The 14,663-nt window shown below is 71.2% G+C and carries 20 protein-coding genes; 3 read left to right on the forward strand and 17 right to left on the reverse strand.

The window, feature by feature from the left end:
* Window positions 1-94: 94 nt before the first annotated feature.
* From B7R87_RS13845 to B7R87_RS13920, 16 genes are all read right to left on the reverse strand, one after another.
* On the reverse strand, window positions 95-1,294 hold the full coding sequence (locus tag B7R87_RS13845) for a DUF3631 domain-containing protein (RefSeq protein ID WP_006348458.1): 1,200 nt from the start codon (window positions 1,292-1,294) through the stop codon (window positions 95-97).
* Window positions 1,291-1,650: a hypothetical protein gene (locus B7R87_RS13850; protein WP_006348457.1), complete on the reverse strand. Its 360-nt coding sequence runs from the start codon at window positions 1,648-1,650 to the stop codon at window positions 1,291-1,293. The genes B7R87_RS13845 and B7R87_RS13850 overlap by 4 nt, the downstream gene beginning before the upstream one ends.
* Window positions 1,647-2,543, reverse strand: coding sequence for a bifunctional DNA primase/polymerase (locus B7R87_RS13855; protein ID WP_006348456.1), 897 nt, complete (start codon window positions 2,541-2,543; stop codon window positions 1,647-1,649). The genes B7R87_RS13850 and B7R87_RS13855 overlap by 4 nt, the downstream gene beginning before the upstream one ends.
* Before the next feature lie 89 nt (window positions 2,544-2,632).
* Window positions 2,633-2,866 carry a hypothetical protein gene (locus tag B7R87_RS13860; protein ID WP_006348455.1) on the reverse strand — a complete coding sequence of 78 codons (234 nt, stop codon included), beginning with the start codon at window positions 2,864-2,866 and terminating at the stop codon, window positions 2,633-2,635.
* Between the two features lie 25 nt (window positions 2,867-2,891).
* Window positions 2,892-3,266, reverse strand: coding sequence for a hypothetical protein (locus tag B7R87_RS13865; RefSeq protein ID WP_006348454.1), 375 nt, complete (start codon window positions 3,264-3,266; stop codon window positions 2,892-2,894).
* A 217-nt stretch (window positions 3,267-3,483) separates the two neighbouring features.
* A complete protein-coding gene (locus B7R87_RS13870; RefSeq protein WP_040915835.1) occupies window positions 3,484-5,622 on the reverse strand; it encodes an FtsK/SpoIIIE domain-containing protein in 2,139 nt (712 codons plus the stop codon).
* A 111-nt stretch (window positions 5,623-5,733) separates the two neighbouring features.
* Entirely contained in the window at window positions 5,734-5,955 is a 222-nt protein-coding gene (locus B7R87_RS13875) for a DUF6257 family protein (RefSeq protein ID WP_006348452.1), read from the reverse strand.
* Window positions 5,956-5,969: 14 nt separating this feature from the next.
* Window positions 5,970-6,149, reverse strand: a complete 180-nt coding sequence (locus tag B7R87_RS13880) for a hypothetical protein (RefSeq protein WP_006348451.1) — start codon at window positions 6,147-6,149, stop codon at window positions 5,970-5,972.
* An 82-nt stretch (window positions 6,150-6,231) separates the two neighbouring features.
* Complete coding sequence (locus tag B7R87_RS13885) at window positions 6,232-6,654, reverse strand: NUDIX domain-containing protein (RefSeq protein WP_006348450.1); 423 nt, start codon at window positions 6,652-6,654, stop codon at window positions 6,232-6,234.
* A 78-nt stretch (window positions 6,655-6,732) separates the two neighbouring features.
* On the reverse strand, window positions 6,733-7,131 hold the full coding sequence (locus tag B7R87_RS13890) for a DUF6251 family protein (RefSeq protein ID WP_040915832.1): 399 nt from the start codon (window positions 7,129-7,131) through the stop codon (window positions 6,733-6,735).
* A gap of 13 nt (window positions 7,132-7,144) precedes the next feature.
* Window positions 7,145-7,345, reverse strand: a complete 201-nt coding sequence (locus tag B7R87_RS13895) for a hypothetical protein (protein ID WP_006348448.1) — start codon at window positions 7,343-7,345, stop codon at window positions 7,145-7,147.
* Between the two features lie 11 nt (window positions 7,346-7,356).
* On the reverse strand, window positions 7,357-7,746 hold the full coding sequence (locus tag B7R87_RS13900) for an RRQRL motif-containing zinc-binding protein (RefSeq protein ID WP_006348447.1): 390 nt from the start codon (window positions 7,744-7,746) through the stop codon (window positions 7,357-7,359).
* Window positions 7,743-8,618, reverse strand: a complete 876-nt coding sequence (locus B7R87_RS13905; RefSeq protein ID WP_006348446.1) for a hypothetical protein — start codon at window positions 8,616-8,618, stop codon at window positions 7,743-7,745. Before B7R87_RS13905 ends, B7R87_RS13900 begins: the two co-directional genes overlap by 4 nt.
* Entirely contained in the window at window positions 8,615-8,899 is a 285-nt protein-coding gene (locus B7R87_RS13910) for a DUF6303 family protein (RefSeq protein ID WP_006348445.1), read from the reverse strand. Before B7R87_RS13910 ends, B7R87_RS13905 begins: the two co-directional genes overlap by 4 nt.
* 19 nt (window positions 8,900-8,918) lie before the next feature.
* Window positions 8,919-9,185 (reverse strand): DUF6284 family protein, encoded by a 267-nt coding sequence (locus B7R87_RS13915; RefSeq protein ID WP_006348444.1) that lies wholly within the window; start codon window positions 9,183-9,185, stop codon window positions 8,919-8,921.
* A gap of 151 nt (window positions 9,186-9,336) precedes the next feature.
* Window positions 9,337-9,780, reverse strand: coding sequence for a hypothetical protein (locus tag B7R87_RS13920; RefSeq protein ID WP_006348443.1), 444 nt, complete (start codon window positions 9,778-9,780; stop codon window positions 9,337-9,339).
* Window positions 9,781-10,212: 432 nt separating this feature from the next.
* On the opposite strand from B7R87_RS13920, the gene B7R87_RS13925 reads away from it, so the two are divergent.
* Both B7R87_RS13925 and B7R87_RS13930 read left to right on the forward strand, forming a co-directional pair.
* Window positions 10,213-10,758, forward strand: a complete 546-nt coding sequence (locus B7R87_RS13925; protein ID WP_040915823.1) for a GntR family transcriptional regulator — start codon at window positions 10,213-10,215, stop codon at window positions 10,756-10,758.
* Window position 10,759: 1 nt separating this feature from the next.
* Window positions 10,760-11,527, forward strand: a complete 768-nt coding sequence (locus B7R87_RS13930; RefSeq protein WP_006348441.1) for a GntR family transcriptional regulator — start codon at window positions 10,760-10,762, stop codon at window positions 11,525-11,527.
* A 360-nt stretch (window positions 11,528-11,887) separates the two neighbouring features.
* On the opposite strand, the gene B7R87_RS13935 is transcribed toward B7R87_RS13930, so the two are convergent.
* Window positions 11,888-13,528, reverse strand: a complete 1,641-nt coding sequence (locus B7R87_RS13935; protein WP_040915822.1) for a TlrC/CarA/OleB/SrmB family ABC-F type ribosomal protection protein — start codon at window positions 13,526-13,528, stop codon at window positions 11,888-11,890.
* Window positions 13,529-13,875: 347 nt separating this feature from the next.
* Here B7R87_RS13935 and B7R87_RS13940 point away from each other — a divergent pair, with 347 nt between their 5' ends.
* On the forward strand, window positions 13,876-14,661 hold the full coding sequence (locus B7R87_RS13940; RefSeq protein WP_040915831.1) for an oxidoreductase: 786 nt from the start codon (window positions 13,876-13,878) through the stop codon (window positions 14,659-14,661).
* The last annotated feature ends 2 nt before the right edge of the window (window positions 14,662-14,663 follow it).

Here is a 14,663-nt window from a genome sequence, read left to right on the forward strand (position 1 = left end):
AGGTCAGGGGCCTGTTTGTGGTAGCGGATGGGGTAGCGGTAGCGGATGGGTCCGGGCTTCCGCTGGTGGTGCGGGAGCCCGGACCGGGGGTGGGTCAGGTGGCGGAGGTAGCCGCTACCTCGGTTCCGTCCGCTACCGGCACGGTGCCGTTGACCTGGGTGGTAGCGGCGGTAGCGGCGGTAGCGGAGTCCGGGGAGAGGGGCGGGCAGTACCTCAGCCACGCGTCCGCGAGATCGGCCGCGTAGTACCCCTTGGAAACCGTGCGCGCCCCCGTCTTGATGTTGCGGGACCGGATCGGGGTGTTGTCGGCGGTGACGTAGTCCCCGAGCAGCCGTGCGAGCGTTCGGGGTGTGAGCGGCTTGCCGTCGAGGTCGGCCCAGGGGGCGTCGTCGAGGGCGGTGAGCCGGTCTACGAGGTCGGCGCTCAGCAGTCGTTCGGCGTCCCCGAACGCGTCCCTCAGATCGGACAGGAGTCGGATGCCGACGCTGGCTTTGTCTCCGGCGGTGGCGGCGGCCACGAGGGCGAGGCAAGCAGCGCGGGCCCGCTCGGGCCAGTCACCGCCGGCCACGTCGGCGACAGCGAGCAGGGGTTCCCAGACGTCGGCGGGTCGGTCGGTGATGCCCTCGGGCATCTCGGGCCAGGCTCCGGCGACATGGTCGCGAACGGTGTCCGCCCAGGCAGCGAGCCGGTCGCGCAGGACGTTGCCCTCGGCCACGTTGACGCGCTCCCGGAACGGTTCCACGCGCTCGTTCGGGGCCCGCCTCCTCATCCGGATCACGACGGAGCGGGTCAGGATGGTGTCGGGCAGGTCCCCGAGTCCGGCGGTCGCCAGGGCCGCGTAGACGGGGAACGGCTGGACGACCTGGGTGGAGCCGTCGCCGACGCACCGGTAGACGACGCCGGACCGGCGGTGGCCCGCGTTGATCAGTCCGCGCAGGTCCTCGTTGCCGGAGGCGCGGGGGCCGAACACGGTGTCGATCTCGTCGAGCAGCACGACCGGCCGGGCGTCGGTGTCCGAGACGGACCGGAAGAGGGCGGCCGGACTGACGTCGTTGGTGATCATCGGGCGGGGTACCAGGGTCTGGATGATCTCCAGTGCCCGCGTCTTCCCGCTGCCCGGCTCCGGGGACAGGAACGCGAGCCTCGGCGTCGACTCGAACGCGTCGAGCATGTGCGTGTGGGCGTCCCACAGTACGACGGCGGTGAACGCGTCCTCGTTCGGGAACGCGTTGAACCGCCGGTGGAACTGCTCGACGTCGGCGAGCACTGCGGCTCCGTCGATGGTCGCGGTCATGCGGCGGCCCTGCCTTCCTGGGGGTGCTGGTGCGGGCACACGGTGCGGTGGTGGGTGTGGTCGTCGATCAGCGCGAGCACGCGGCGGTGGCCGATGGCGGAGCGGTCCCGGCCGCAGGCGCACCACGAGGTGGCGGTGGGGTCGGTGCCGCGGGGGGCGGTGACGCGGAGTCCGCCGACGATCCGGCGGCCGTCCGTGGCCGGGTGCGGGTCAGGGAGAAGAGCAGAGGGGACGCCTTCGGCGACGCCTTTCGGCGCGCTACGGCCCTCGCTGGCCGGGGCTGGTTCGGCGGGGCGGGGGCCGCCGGGGCTGCTGGTGATGCTCTTCAGGGAGGGGCGGGGATCGCGGGTGCTCATGCCGCCGCCCGGTCGGCCGTGTTGCGGGCGATGGACCAGTTGAGGGCGGAGCGGATGGTGGAGCGGCACTGGTGTGCCGGGAGTCCGGCCGCCTCCCCCGCCCCCTGAAGAGCATCCTCCACCACCGACCGGGCAAGGTCGCCGGACGCGATCAGCCGCCCGAGTGCCCGCGCGGCCCGGAGAAGCGTCGTATCCCGCGAACCCTCGGTGGCGCTCTCGACGTTCCGCGTCTCGTTGGCGAGTGCTACGTCAGCATATCGACGCTTGCGCCCCGCTACGGGACCTGAGGGACCCTGTGGGGCCCCAGGGGCCGGGGTCAGGATGGTTTGGAGCCATGCGGGCAGTGGGGCCGCCTCAGGGGCGCTCAGAGCCTCGTAGGGTCCGGCGGGGGTGATACTCCCGGCGGCGACGACCTGTCCGCCCCATGCCCGGGTGTCCACCAACGGGGCGATCGTCTTGGCAGTGTTGGTGAGGCGGACGCCGGGCGGGACGGTGAAGTACAGGTGGGTCCCTCCGCCCGCGGTCCGGACCCAGTAGGTGTAGGGGACGGCGTACCCGGCGCGCTCGCAGAGCGCCTTGAAGTTCGTCGCCCCGCAAGAAGCGCCCTCATTGTTCTTGGGCTTGTCCAGGTCGACCACGAGCAAGGACGCGGGCCCCGTCGCGATGCCGACGTTGTAGGGGGCGTGGGCCCATGCGGCGCGGATCCGTGCCGGGTCGGTCGTCGCGCGGGTCTCCCATTTGCGGTGGCCGGTGGCGCACTCTCCGGTCCGCGGGCACGCGTTCTCGCCGTGGAGGGCGGGGCGTTTGGTGCCGGGCCGGAGCGGGATGACGGGCCAGCCGCGGCCGGCCGCATCGAGGGCGGCCCGTAGCAGTACCGGGCGTGGGTCGTGCATGCTGGATACCTCCAGTCGCTGTGACTGTGCTGGATGAGGGCGGCCCCGGTTCTTGGTCGGATGGGGGCCGCCTTCGTTTGTGCGGGTGGTTAGGTGTTGAGTGCGGGCGGGATGGCGGTGGGTGGGATTTCGGTGCGGATGTAGGCGCGGGCCCGGCCGGGCGTGCGGGAGGAGTAGACGCGGACCTCGGGGCGGCCGGGAAGAGCGGCGGCGATCTGTCCGGCGAGGTGCTGGGCGAGTCCGGTGCGGGCGATCAGCCGGATTTCCACGGTCTCCGTCCCCGGTTCACGGTCGGGGGTGCGTCGGGCGGGGGTGCGTGTCATGGAACGGGGCTCCCTCGGTGGGTGGTCAGGCTTCGGTGGTGGGGGCGGGGTAGACGCCCATGGCGCCGTTGAGGAAGGTCCGCTTGAGCGGGGCGCCAGTGAGGATGGCGTGGACGACGTCGGCCACGGCCTGCGGGTCGGCGGCGTCTGCGTGGATCCACTCCGGGTCGGGGCAGTAGCCGCGGATGTAGATGCCGTGCGCCCACAGGCCGTGGAAGTTCGGCTTCACCAGGGACCATTCCTCGCCGTCGTCGAGCCCGGGGGCGGCGATGGTGATGGCGCTCTCGTGGGCGTCGTCGATGGTGTGGCCGTGGGCCTGGAGGGCGTGGGTGAAGGCGGTGAGCCACGCTTCGGGGATCTCGTCCCATTGGGTGGGGTCGCCGTAGGGCAGGGCGGTCATGTGCACCTCTGAATCTGGTGGGAAGGGGTGTTGGGAAAGGGCGGCCGTACCCCCATGACCCCCATGACCTTGCAGGTCAGGGGGCATGACCTGCCCCATGACCGGGGTCATGGGCCCCCGTGACCGGACCGCCCCTGGTGGATGCGGTCCGGCAGGGGTTCGGGTGGGGTGGCGCGGGGGGTGTGGGTCATGGGGACCCCCATGACCCGGGGCCGGTTCAGCGGCCGGCGGCGAGGAGGAGTTCGGCGGGGACGGCGTCTTCGATGTCGCGCCGCTGGTACCCGGCGAGCGCCTTGCCGTTGATCTTGACCTGCTTGGCGGAGCGCTTGACCCCGGCCGCCTCCAACTCGCTCGCGAGGGTTTCGGCGTTGAGGTCGCCGTAGGTGTCCTCGTCAAGGTTGACCAGGGCGGTCAGCAGGTCGGTGGTGTACATCCGAGGCGAGTGCCGCATGACGTCGAGGACGTCGGAGACGATCGGGGCGACGGTGATCCCGGCCGCGTCGGCGGCAGCGGTGACGTCCCCAGCGGCGTCGCCGGTGAGCTGCCCGGCCTGCTCGCGCAGGGCTCGGCCCTTGCGGCAGACGGCGGCGAAGGCGGGGCCGTCGAGGTAGTCGGCGCGGACGGTGACGTAGGACGCGGGGCCGGTGACCAGGACCCCGGTGCCCTTGTGCTCCTCAGACAGCACCGAGGCGTCCGCGCCCTGGGCGGCCTTGCCCTTGCCCAGCACCATGTCGCTGCTGGTGCGGTCGACGACCTGGGTGGAATAGCGGATGGTGATGATCTCCCGCAGCTTCGCCGGGACCGACTCCGCATCGGGCCGCTGGCTCGCGAAGTTGGAGATGAACCCGGCCGCCGGACCGCGGCGGGCGATGCGGCACAGGTCGTTGATGACCTGCTCGCGGTCCTCGCGTTCCATCGCGGTGAAGTACTCCTGCAACTCGTCGATGGTGACGAAGATGACGGGCAGGTTGTAGCGGGCGACGATCTCGGGGGTGAGCTTGCCCTCCGGGCACACCGACGTCGGCAGATCCCGCAGCAGCGCGAAGCGGCGTTCCATCTCTGCCAGCAGCTCGGCAAGCATGGCCTTGAGCGCGGTGATGGCGTCGTCCTCGGCTCCCATGACGAGGCGGTGGGCGACGGCCTTCATCGGCATCCAGTCGGCGCCGCCCTTGCCATCGGCCACGTAGTGCCGCACGTAGGCGTCCAGCAGCCCGGCCGCGGTCAGCAGCCGCTGAGTGAACGTCTTGCCCCGCCGGGGCAGTCCGCCGAAGAACATCGACTGCCACATCACCGGCACATGCACCCGGGTCCCGCGGGCGTCCTGCCCGAACGGGACCGGCTCCCAGATCGAGAACGTCTCGGCCGTCTCCAGCGGCGACGGGTTCGGCGTCCCCAGGTACGGGTCATCGTCCGCCACCCACATCGAGACGCGGCCGGCGTTGCCGCCCTTCGCGGCACGGACGCGGGACATGATGACCTGGATCTCATCCACCCCGAGTTCCTGGGCGATGACCTCCCGCTTTGCGAGGACGTCGGAGGCGGTCTTGCCCCCGCCCCTGGGGAGGTCGAAGATCACGGCCCAGCCGCGGCCGTCACGAACCGGGCCCATGCTGCAAGACACCTTCGGCCCGTCCTCGTCGCTCTTGCCGCTTTTGAGGAGGCTGGCGGCGCGCAGCGCTTCGTTGAGCTGCTGGGCGGACATGTCCACCCGCAGCGGAGGGGCGCCCTGGTCCAGCAGCCGGGTTTCCTTGCCCCGTCCGAGGTGGGCCAGGGGCACGATGACCGCGGCCCCCACCCCGGCCTGGGCCAGAGGGGGGAGGAGCGCGACACCGACGACGGCGGCGGCGACGGCGGTCGCGGCGGCGCCGAACCGCCACCGGCGGGTGTGAGTGCGAGCGGCGTGCGCGATCTGGAGCCGCACGGCGAGGTCGACGTCCTCCGGCTTCGCCTTCGACTGCGCCCGCAGCGCCTTCACAGCGGCCGTGTGGTCCTGCGCGGACAGGGTCGGCCACAGGCCCCAGGCCGCACGGAAGAACCCCCGCGCGGCCAGCGCGACGGCCTTCACCAGATACTTCGGGGCCCTGACCCCGTGGTAGCGGGCATGCCACCACGTCAGCCGCCCCAACGCGGCAACATTGGCGATGACTGAGGCGCGGGAGCGGGCCCACGCGGGCAGCACCGGTACATCCGGGACGGTCAGCCAGTCCACCAGCGGGTTGTCCGCCCGGTCCACCGCCTCCACCACACCCGGCGAATCGGCCGGCACATCCACCGGCCCCGGGCCGTGGTCGGCGGCCTTCACGGCCCGCCGTTTGTCCAGATCATGAACTACCGCTTCTTTCACACACTCCGTCATGCTGAACACATCTCCTCTCCCCACCCGCCCCATAAGGCGGATGGGATCAACAGGGGTGATGGGCCCGGGGCGGCCTGTTTCCTTGGCCGGGTCGGCCGCCCCGGGGCGCACCTACTTCCTTCGCCCGGACCGCCCGTCCCGCTCCTCACGGAGCCGGGCACGCTCGATGATCCGCTCGACCTTCTTTTCCAGGTCGCCCTGGTCGATCCGGCCGCCGTACTGCCGGTCATCGGCCAGTCCACGCTTCGCCATCCGCACTACCAAGAGCGCGACCTGCGTCTTCTCTCCCACGGTGAGGCGCGGCTCGCGCTCGTCTGCCTGGTACTTCGCCATGCCGGATCTCCTTCTCAGGCCTTGGTCCGCTTGGGGTTGGTTTCCTTCGCGGCCCTGGCGAGCGCGGCCATGTTTTCGTCGTACGTGCCGGAACCCTCCATGGCCGCGTAGTGGACGATGTCCGCTGCCTTCTCGGGCTGCCCCGACTGCACCGCGGCCCGCGCGGACTCCGCGGCCTTCCTCATGAACCCCATGTCTGGCCCTCTCCATCGGGTACCGGGGCTGTCCCGGCTCCCCGCCCCCGCCCGACCGTGCCGGGCGGGGACAGGCAACTGGTCAGATCCGGGCGGCGGCGGCGCGGATGATGTCGGCGTGGTCGAACGCCAGCGGGGGCAGGGCGTCCAGGGGCCACCAGCGGGCGGCGCGGGCGTCGTCCCCGGCCTGCGCGGTCGTGCCCTCGGGCACCGTGGCGAGGTAGGCGATGGTGACGTACCGGCCGCGCGGGTCGCGGTCGGGTTGGTCCCAGACGCCGACCTGCCGCAGACCGGCCACGGCCACGGAGACGCCGGTCTCTTCAACCAGTTCCCTTGCGGCCGCGTCCTGGGACGTCTCCCCCGGGTCGACATGCCCGCCGGGCAGAGCCCAGCAGCCTTCGAAGGGGTCCCAGCCGCGTTCGATGAGGAGCACACGCTCGGCGGGGTCGATGGCGACGACATCCGAGGTCAGCCGGATGGTCTCGAACGTTTCGATCTCGGTCATCGCTTGCGTTCCTTTCCCGGCCGGGGCTGTCCCGGCTCCCCTCACCGCCCGTACGGGACGGGCGGATCGGGCAGCCGTTCAACGTTTCCGGGCGCGGGCGATGTTCTTGGCGGCGGCGGTGCCTTCGGGACCGCCGATGCTGCGGACGACGGTGACGACGCCCCACGCGCACACCACGGCGAGGAACGTGAGGATGAGCAGGTTGGCGGCGATCGCGGTCAGTGCGCCGACCAGCAGGGGGCCGAAGTAGACCCCGGCCGCCACGGTCCCGGCGCCGACGCCGGACCCGAGCGCAACGCGCTGGATGGTGCGGTCCGGGGGCGCCTGGTGGATGTGCTGGTGGACGACTTGGGGCATCGGGGGCGCGCCGGTCGGGTGCTGGACGGCGGGCAGGGTGCTCGGGGCGTAGGTGTAGGTGCCGTCCGGGAGCCGGACGACCACAGGATGCTGCTGAGGCTGTGCGGGCAAGTAGTCCACGGTTCCTCCCGGGTCAGCCGGTGGGGGCGCAGTCGAGGCAGGTCGGGTCGGTGCAGTAGTCGATGCGTCCGCACCGGATCGCCCACGAGATGTGGTTGGCGATCCGTTCGCCGCGGGTACCGGCGAGGGTCCGCCCGATGGTCTGGAGGCGGCGGCAGATCCGCTCACGGACACACGGGCCCGTGCCGATCTTGGTCTTTTCGTGTTCGGACATGGCAAGTCCTTTCAGGCAGCGGTGGTTTCGGGGGTGGGGTAGGCGCAGGTCACGCAGGTGCCGAGGGACCGGGGGATGACGTATCCGGCGTCGGTCCGGCACTGCGGGCAGGTGCGGCGGGCCAGCATCGCCAGCGCCAGGGCACCCCACTTGCGCGACGTCATCGGCCGTACCGGTCGGGCCAGGTCGACCCGGTAGAGGTATGCGACCGTCACGCCGCCGGGGCGGCGCGGGGAGCGGCGCATGAGCTGGGCCGCGACCGGCTGTCCGCCGGGCCGGAGTCCCTCCGCGCGAAGTTGGCGGCGGGTGGCGTAGCCGGGCGGGGCAAGGCGCCACGGGTAGGTGGGTATCCCGTAGCAGGCGCCGGACGGGTCGTAGCAGCGGCCGTAGGCGGGGCTCACGAAGCCACCCGCTTCCACGCGGCCCGCAGCCGCATCTCCGACGCGGAGTGCCCGGACGCCCGGAACTGGCTCGCCATGTCCCGGTACGAGAGCGGGGGTGTGACGCTGTGACGGATCCCGTCGACGAGGGCGTCGAGGGCGTCGTCCGACAGGACCGGGCCGGACTCCAGAGCGGGGGCCGTCACCGGCTCGACCGGGCCCCAGACCGGGAGCTCCCATGAGGGTGTGACGGCCGTCGTGTCGGCCGTGACGGGGGTCGTCACGCAGGTCAGGGCCCTGCCCGCGTCCCCCTGCCGGGCGTTCTCCAGCGCCGTCCACGCCTCGGTGAGAGCCTGCGCCGTCTTGGCCTGTACGCGGGCGACGCGGGCTCCGGCCGCCGTCACGGCGGTGAGCCGCGTTGTCTCCGTGGCCGCATGGGCGGTGAGGCGGGCCCGGGCCACGGCCGCTTCGTCCCGGGCGGTCTGCTGAATGCCCCGGATCGTCCCCAGCGCGGCCTCGGTGAGCGCGGTGCGCTCCCACAGGCCGTGCACCAGCCACAGAAGCTTCGCGGCGATCGGCAGCCATGCCACGGCCAGCCACGCGCCCGGGGCGTCCTCGGTGAGGGCGTGGCCGACGAGGACGGCGGTCGCGACGGCGCCGAAGGCCCAGCCGACCGCAGTCACGGCAGTCGACCGGTCGCCCTGGGCGGCGAGGCGCCGCTCATAGGCGAGGGTGGCGAGCCAGCCGCCGTCGATCCCGAGACCGACCACCAGCGCGACCGGCCAGGGCACTACAGCTCCGAGCCAGAGCAGCACCACGGCCAGCGTCAGCACCATCGACACGGCCGTCATCGCCACGGCCGGAGCGGTGGTCGCCACCGCCCGCCGGGTCATGAGGCACCACCGATCGGCCGCACGTCGACGGCGGCGATCAGGATGACCGTGGTCCGGTCGTCATCGGGGTCCGCGGAGTCCTCGCACCACTCCCACCGGCCGCCGGGCACCGGCTCGAACCCGAGCCCGGCCAGCACGGCCCGGCGGCGGTCCACGGTCGGGACGTCCAGCCCCCGCGCCGGAGGCCAGTCGTAAGAGGGCCATTCCGCCACCAAGCCCATCTGGGCGACGAACAACCGCCACCGGCCCGCCTGCATCGCCAACTGCGCCCGGGGCCTCACACCGCACCACCGATCGCGGTCACGCCGCACCGCCGCTCAGCCCCAGGAAGGGGCGGTTCGCCAGCGCGGTACGGGCCGCCAGCGCCCGGGCCGCCGCCCGCCGCAGCCGCCGCTCGTCCAACTCGCTCGGGGTCCGGTCCAGGACCGTGATCTGTGCGTCCAGCAGGTCAATCTCTGCCACGATCAGCGGCATCTCCCGCTCGATCGCGTCCAGCTCAGCCGCCGACGGCTCACCGCCGAACGGCATGGCCGTAACAGCCATGAGGGGTACGTCGATGGACTTCATTGGGTCGTGCTCCCTTCAACAGGAACGGCCCTTGCGGCCCCGGGGAGGCACCCCCGGGGCCGCGCCGTTGGAGCGGGCTCTCAGCTCCCCCCGCCCCGCCCGGACGGCCAGCGGCCGTACGGGCGGGAAGAGGCAGCGCAGAGACCGTTGGTCAGGCAGCGGCAGCGGCGATCAGTGCCGCCTCCGCGTCGATGGCGCGCAGCCGCGCCGCGTCGAGGGCGCCCCGGTCGGCGGCGCCGCGCAGGTCGTACGTCGCCTGCGCCGCCTCGTGGGCGGTGGCGGTCAGGGCCGGGGCGAGGATCGCGAGCGTCGCCAGTGGGCCCGTCAGTGCGGCCCGCGTGGCGTGCGACTCGGCCCGTGCGGCGGCGTAGGCGGTGTCAGCCGCACCGGCCAGCCGCAGATCCTCACGGACCCACATCGCCCGGCGGTGCGCAGACAGAGCAGCCGCCAGGGCGGCCACCGCCACTACCCGCTCCCGGCGGTCCTGATCCGCACGGACCGTCCGCCGGTCCGCCCGCAAGGCCCGGTACTGCAACAGGCCCGTGGTCACTGAGCCCAGAAGCGTTCCGATCACAGCAATCAGAGCAACCAGCATGAGTCGAACCCCTCGGTGGGTCGATCGGCTCCGGACTCTCCGGCTCCCCTCAGCGCTGCTCGTACGAGACGAGCAGCGGAGGCAACCGGCCGCCGCAACCGCGGCGGACTGTCGAAACGCGCTGTACTCACGCACGGGGCCAGAACCCGCACGCGCCACCCGCTTGCTTGCCAAGGCGGGGTGGTGAACCTCGAATCAACACTCTGTTGAATTTTCAAAGAACACTCGCTGCCTTCAGGCCCGTCTCACGGGGCCCTCCGGGCGCACAGGAGCTGGGGCACACCAGGGCAGGCGGCGGTACCGCCTTCCCCGGCGCGAACCGGCATGACATGACCGTATCGCTATTCGCGAAAGGCGGCAAGGTTGAGATGTCCGTGGCGACGCTTACTGTGTAAAGCAGCAAGGTTCGCGATCGGCGAAGGAGGAGGGTTCATGCCTGGTCATGGCGACTGGACGCACACATCTGCGCCGTACCTGAAACCCCGTGCGGCCGGACAGACAGATGCCTGGACGGCGGAAACCGCGGTCAAGGGCCGCAAGGGAACGCAGCGAATCGTCCACGCCGGTGAGGTTCAGGCACCACAGGAGGTAGCGACCCTGCTGGGATTGCCCGTCAGCGAGACGGTCGTCGTACGCCAACGGATCATGCTCCTTGATGGGGAAGCGACGGAGTTGACGAACACCTACTTCCCGGCGAGCGTCGCCCGGGGCACGCGACTCGCGGAGACGTCCAAGATCCCCGGCGGTGCCGTCACGCTGCTCGCCGAACTTGGGCACGTCGCCAACGTGGTCCGGGAGGAGGTATGCGCCCGCATGGCTGACGACCAGGAGCGGGAGCTGCTGTCACTCGGCCCGCAGGAACCTGTCCTGACGCTCACCCGCGTCGTCCTCGACACAAAGGACGAGCCGTTTCAGGTGGACATGACGGTCTTCCCAGCGGCGTCCCAGCGACTCAAGTACGAGATGAGGATGCACTGACATGCCCAAGTCGGATGACGAAACCCTTGACCGGCGTCCTCTGCATGAGCGCATGGCCGCTGATCTCCGCGACGAGATCATGTCTGGCGACCTGCCCCCTGCGTCCAGCTTGCCGTCGACTCAGCGCCTCAAGGACCGGTTCGGAGTATCGAACGCCACCGTGCAGAAGGCGTTGCAGATCCTGAAAGACGAGCGCCTCGCCATTGGTCGTGCTGGCGCCTCGGTGACCGTACGCGAGCATCAGCAGGAGACGGTTCGGCCGGCCGATTTCGGCAAGCCTGCGGAACCGGGCGAGTCATACCCGTGGCTCACCGAGGCCACGAAGCGCGGCAAGCGCGGCAGCATCCACCTGCTTAGCGTGGGCGAGGTACGTCCCCCGCGTGATGTCGCCCATCGGCTCGGGCTGTCGGAGGAAGGGACGGCGATCGTTCGCGAGCAGGTGCTCTCCCACGACGGTGAACCTGTCGAGCTGGTCTCGTCCTACTACCCACTCGAACTAGCGCAGGGAACTGCGTTGGCGGAGCCTCGGAAGATCCGAGGGGGCACACCTGCCCTGCTTGCCGAGATGGGACATCGGCCCCGGCTGACCGTCGACCGGGTATCGGCCCGCGTACCCACACAGAAGCAGTACGAGGCGCTGCGCCTGCCCACAGACCTGCCGATCCTGCGAACTCTCCGAGTCGTCTACAGCGACGGCGACCGGCCGATCGAGGTAACGGTGATGGCGAAGGCCGGGCACCTGTACGAGTTGCAGTACGAGTTCGAGTGACGGTCTGCAAGGACTGACCGGGGTTGACGCAGTGCGTCGGCCCCGGTCTCAATTGCGGTCTCAGTCGGGACTATTTCCGCCCTGGTCCACGAGCGTCCGGAGACGTCCAGCAGCCCCTCCGACCAGCAGCGCAAGGAGGGGGCGCGGACGTCTGCGGACGCTCACGGAGCAAGGTCGGACAACTTGTAATGCGTAGGTCGTCGGTTCGAATCCGACAGGGGGCTCTTTTCATGCCCAGGCCAGAACCTTCTGACCTGGGCTTTTTCTGTTTCGGGGCGGTGCAGGCCGCCGGGGTCGCTCCCGGCGCACGCCGGTCGCTGGCACCCGGCGCCTGCACCGTCCCTCTCGCCGCCCCTTTGGTCAGACGCTCACGACGGGCCTTCCACCGGCCAGTTCGAGGCGGCTCCCGGTGAACCGCTCCCGCATGAGCCGGTCGTGGGTGACCACCACCAGCGCGCCCTCGTACGACATGAGGGCCTGCTCCAGTTCCTCGACCAGGGCCGGGGAGAGATGGTTCGTCGGCTCGTCCAGGAGCAGCAGATCGACCGGCCGTGTGACCAGCCGGGCCAGTTCGATCCTGCGCCGCTGGCCGTACGACAGCTCCCCGATCCGCAGCCGCAGGTCGGCGGGCCGGAACAGGCCGAGGGAGAGCAGCAGGTCGCGCTGTTCCTCCCGGTCGCCGGGCCGGTCGTGGGCGAAGGCGCCGAGCACGCTCAGGTCCGACGGCCACGGCACCTGCTGCTGTCGCAGGATCCCCACCTTCCCGGACACCCGCACCGTGCCGCGCTGCGGCCGGACCTCGCCCGCGAGGATCCCGAGCAGAGTGGACTTGCCCGCACCGTTCGGCCCGGTGACGAGCAGCCGCTCTCCTGGGGCGAGCGACAACTGCGGCAGGTCGAGCCGGTTGTCCAGATGGACGTCGACGAGCTCGGCGGCGGCCTCGCCGTTGGCCGTGCCGGTGGGCACCGATGCGGCGAACACCAGTGGATCCGATGGCAGTTGGACCGGAGCGGCGGTCAGCCGGGCGACCCGCTCCTTCGCGTTCCGGATCCGGGCCATCGCCCCGTGGCTGCGGTCCCGGGCGCGGAACGCGCCGTGCCCGAACTTCGCCATCGGCACCTTGTGCGGGATCGCCCCGAGCCGTGCCCCGTTCGACTCGGCCAGATGACGGCTGCGCGTGAGCTCGTCGCGCCAGTGCTGGTACTCCTGGAGACGGCGGCTGCGCTCGGCGGCCTTCGCCGTGCGGTAGCCGGCGTAGCCGTCGCCGTACCGAGTGATCCTTCCTGCTGCGACCTCCAGGATCGTGCTGGTCAGGTTGGCCAGGAAGGCGCGGTCGTGGGTGACCGCGACCACCGTGCCGCGGTGCTCGCGCAGGTGCGCTTCGAGCCAGCCGACGGCCTGGTCGTCCAGGTCGTTGGTCGGTTCGTCGAGCAGCAGCAGCTCCGGCCGGGCCGCGAGTGTCGCGGCCAGCGCGAGCCGGGACCGCTCACCGCCGGAGAGCGAACCGAGCAGGCGATCGCGCGCCAGTCCGGGCAGGCCGAGCCCGTACAGGGCGATGTCGACGCGATCCTCGGCCCGGTAGCCGTCGCGCGCCTCGTACAGGGCGAGATGCCGCTCGTAGGCCGTGAGAGCGGATTCGAGAGCGGGGCCCTCACCGGCCGTCTCCAGCCGTTCCGCGTCGCAGCGCAGCTGGGCTTCCAGGGCTCGCAGTTCGGTCAGTGCCAGGTCGATCGCGTCCTGGACGGTGGCGTCGGCGGGCAGGTCGAGCGCCTGCGCGAGATAGCCGACGCCGCCGGGCGCGCTGACGGTGACCTCGCCGCTGTCGGGCCGTTCATGGCCGGTCAGCAGCTTCAGCAGTGTGGACTTCCCCGAGCCGTTGTCCCCGATCACTCCGACCTTCTCGCCGGGCCGGACGGAGAGATGGACGTGGTCGAGGACGAGCTTCTCGTCGTAGCGCTTGGTGAGGTCGTGCACGGCAAGTTGGGCAGTACGGGTACGCAAGACAGGGCCCCCTTCGGCAATGACGGACAGGTGGCGGTGCGCCCACGGCGGAGCGAGGCTCTACGCGGTGGCGCGGGCTGTCATCACAGAGTTCCCATATGCAAGAAGGTACGGGACGACGACGCCTCTGTCAAGACGGTACGTCTCGTCTCGTAAAAGTGGCGGCAGCGCACGTCAGGGCACCTCACGAGCCCGGGACCGCCGGTGTGCGCCCCCGATGCGCCATGGACGGCCCGCCCGGCCGTCGGGACGATGGGCAGTGCGCCGACGTGATGCCTGCCGCGACCCCGCCTCGGCCCGAAGTGCCACTCCTCGTCCCGTACCTGCCGTTCGAGAACCGGAGTGCCGTGGACCTCAACCTCACGTCGAAGACGGCGGTCGTCACCGGCGCCGGACGGGGCATCGGACTCGCCACCGTCCGGGCCCTGACCGCCGAGGGCGTCCGTATCGTCGGTGCCGCCCGCACCCTCACCCCCGAACTGAAGGACACCGGCGCACACACCGTGTCGGCCGACCTGAGCACCGCCGAAGGCGTCGCCGCCCTGATGGACGAGGCCTTCGACGCACTCGGCGGCATCGACCTGCTGGTCAACAACGTCGGCGCCGGGGACGATCTGGACCCCCGCGGATTCCTCGACACCGACGACGGGCACTGGTCCCGGGTCTTCGACCTCAACCTGCTCAGTGCCGTACGCGCCACCCAGGCCGCCCTGCCCAGCCTGATCGAACGCCGCGGGTCGATCGTCAACGTCTCGTCCATCAGCGCCCGGCAGCCCACCACCGGCCCGGTCGCCTACGCCGCGGCCAAGGCGGCCCTCACCGTGCTGGGCAAGTCCCTGGCGGAGGAGTTCGGGCCCCTGGGCGTACGGGTGAACACCGTCTCCCCCGGAGTGGTCCGCACCGCCGTCTGGGCGGACCCCGACGGCTTCGGCGGCAAGATCGCGGCCCGGGCCGGGATGGACCACGCCACCTTCCTGGAACAGATGCCACCGGCCTTCTTCGGCATCACCTCGGGCCGTATCACCGAACCGGAAGAAGTCGCGGCCCTGATCGTCTTCCTCCTCTCGGACATCGCCCGCAACATCACCGGCGCCGACCACATCATCGACGGCAGCACGGTCAAAACAGCCTGAGG

This window comes from Streptomyces tsukubensis (assembly GCF_003932715.1).
Lineage (GTDB): Bacteria > Actinomycetota > Actinomycetes > Streptomycetales > Streptomycetaceae > Streptomyces > Streptomyces tsukubensis.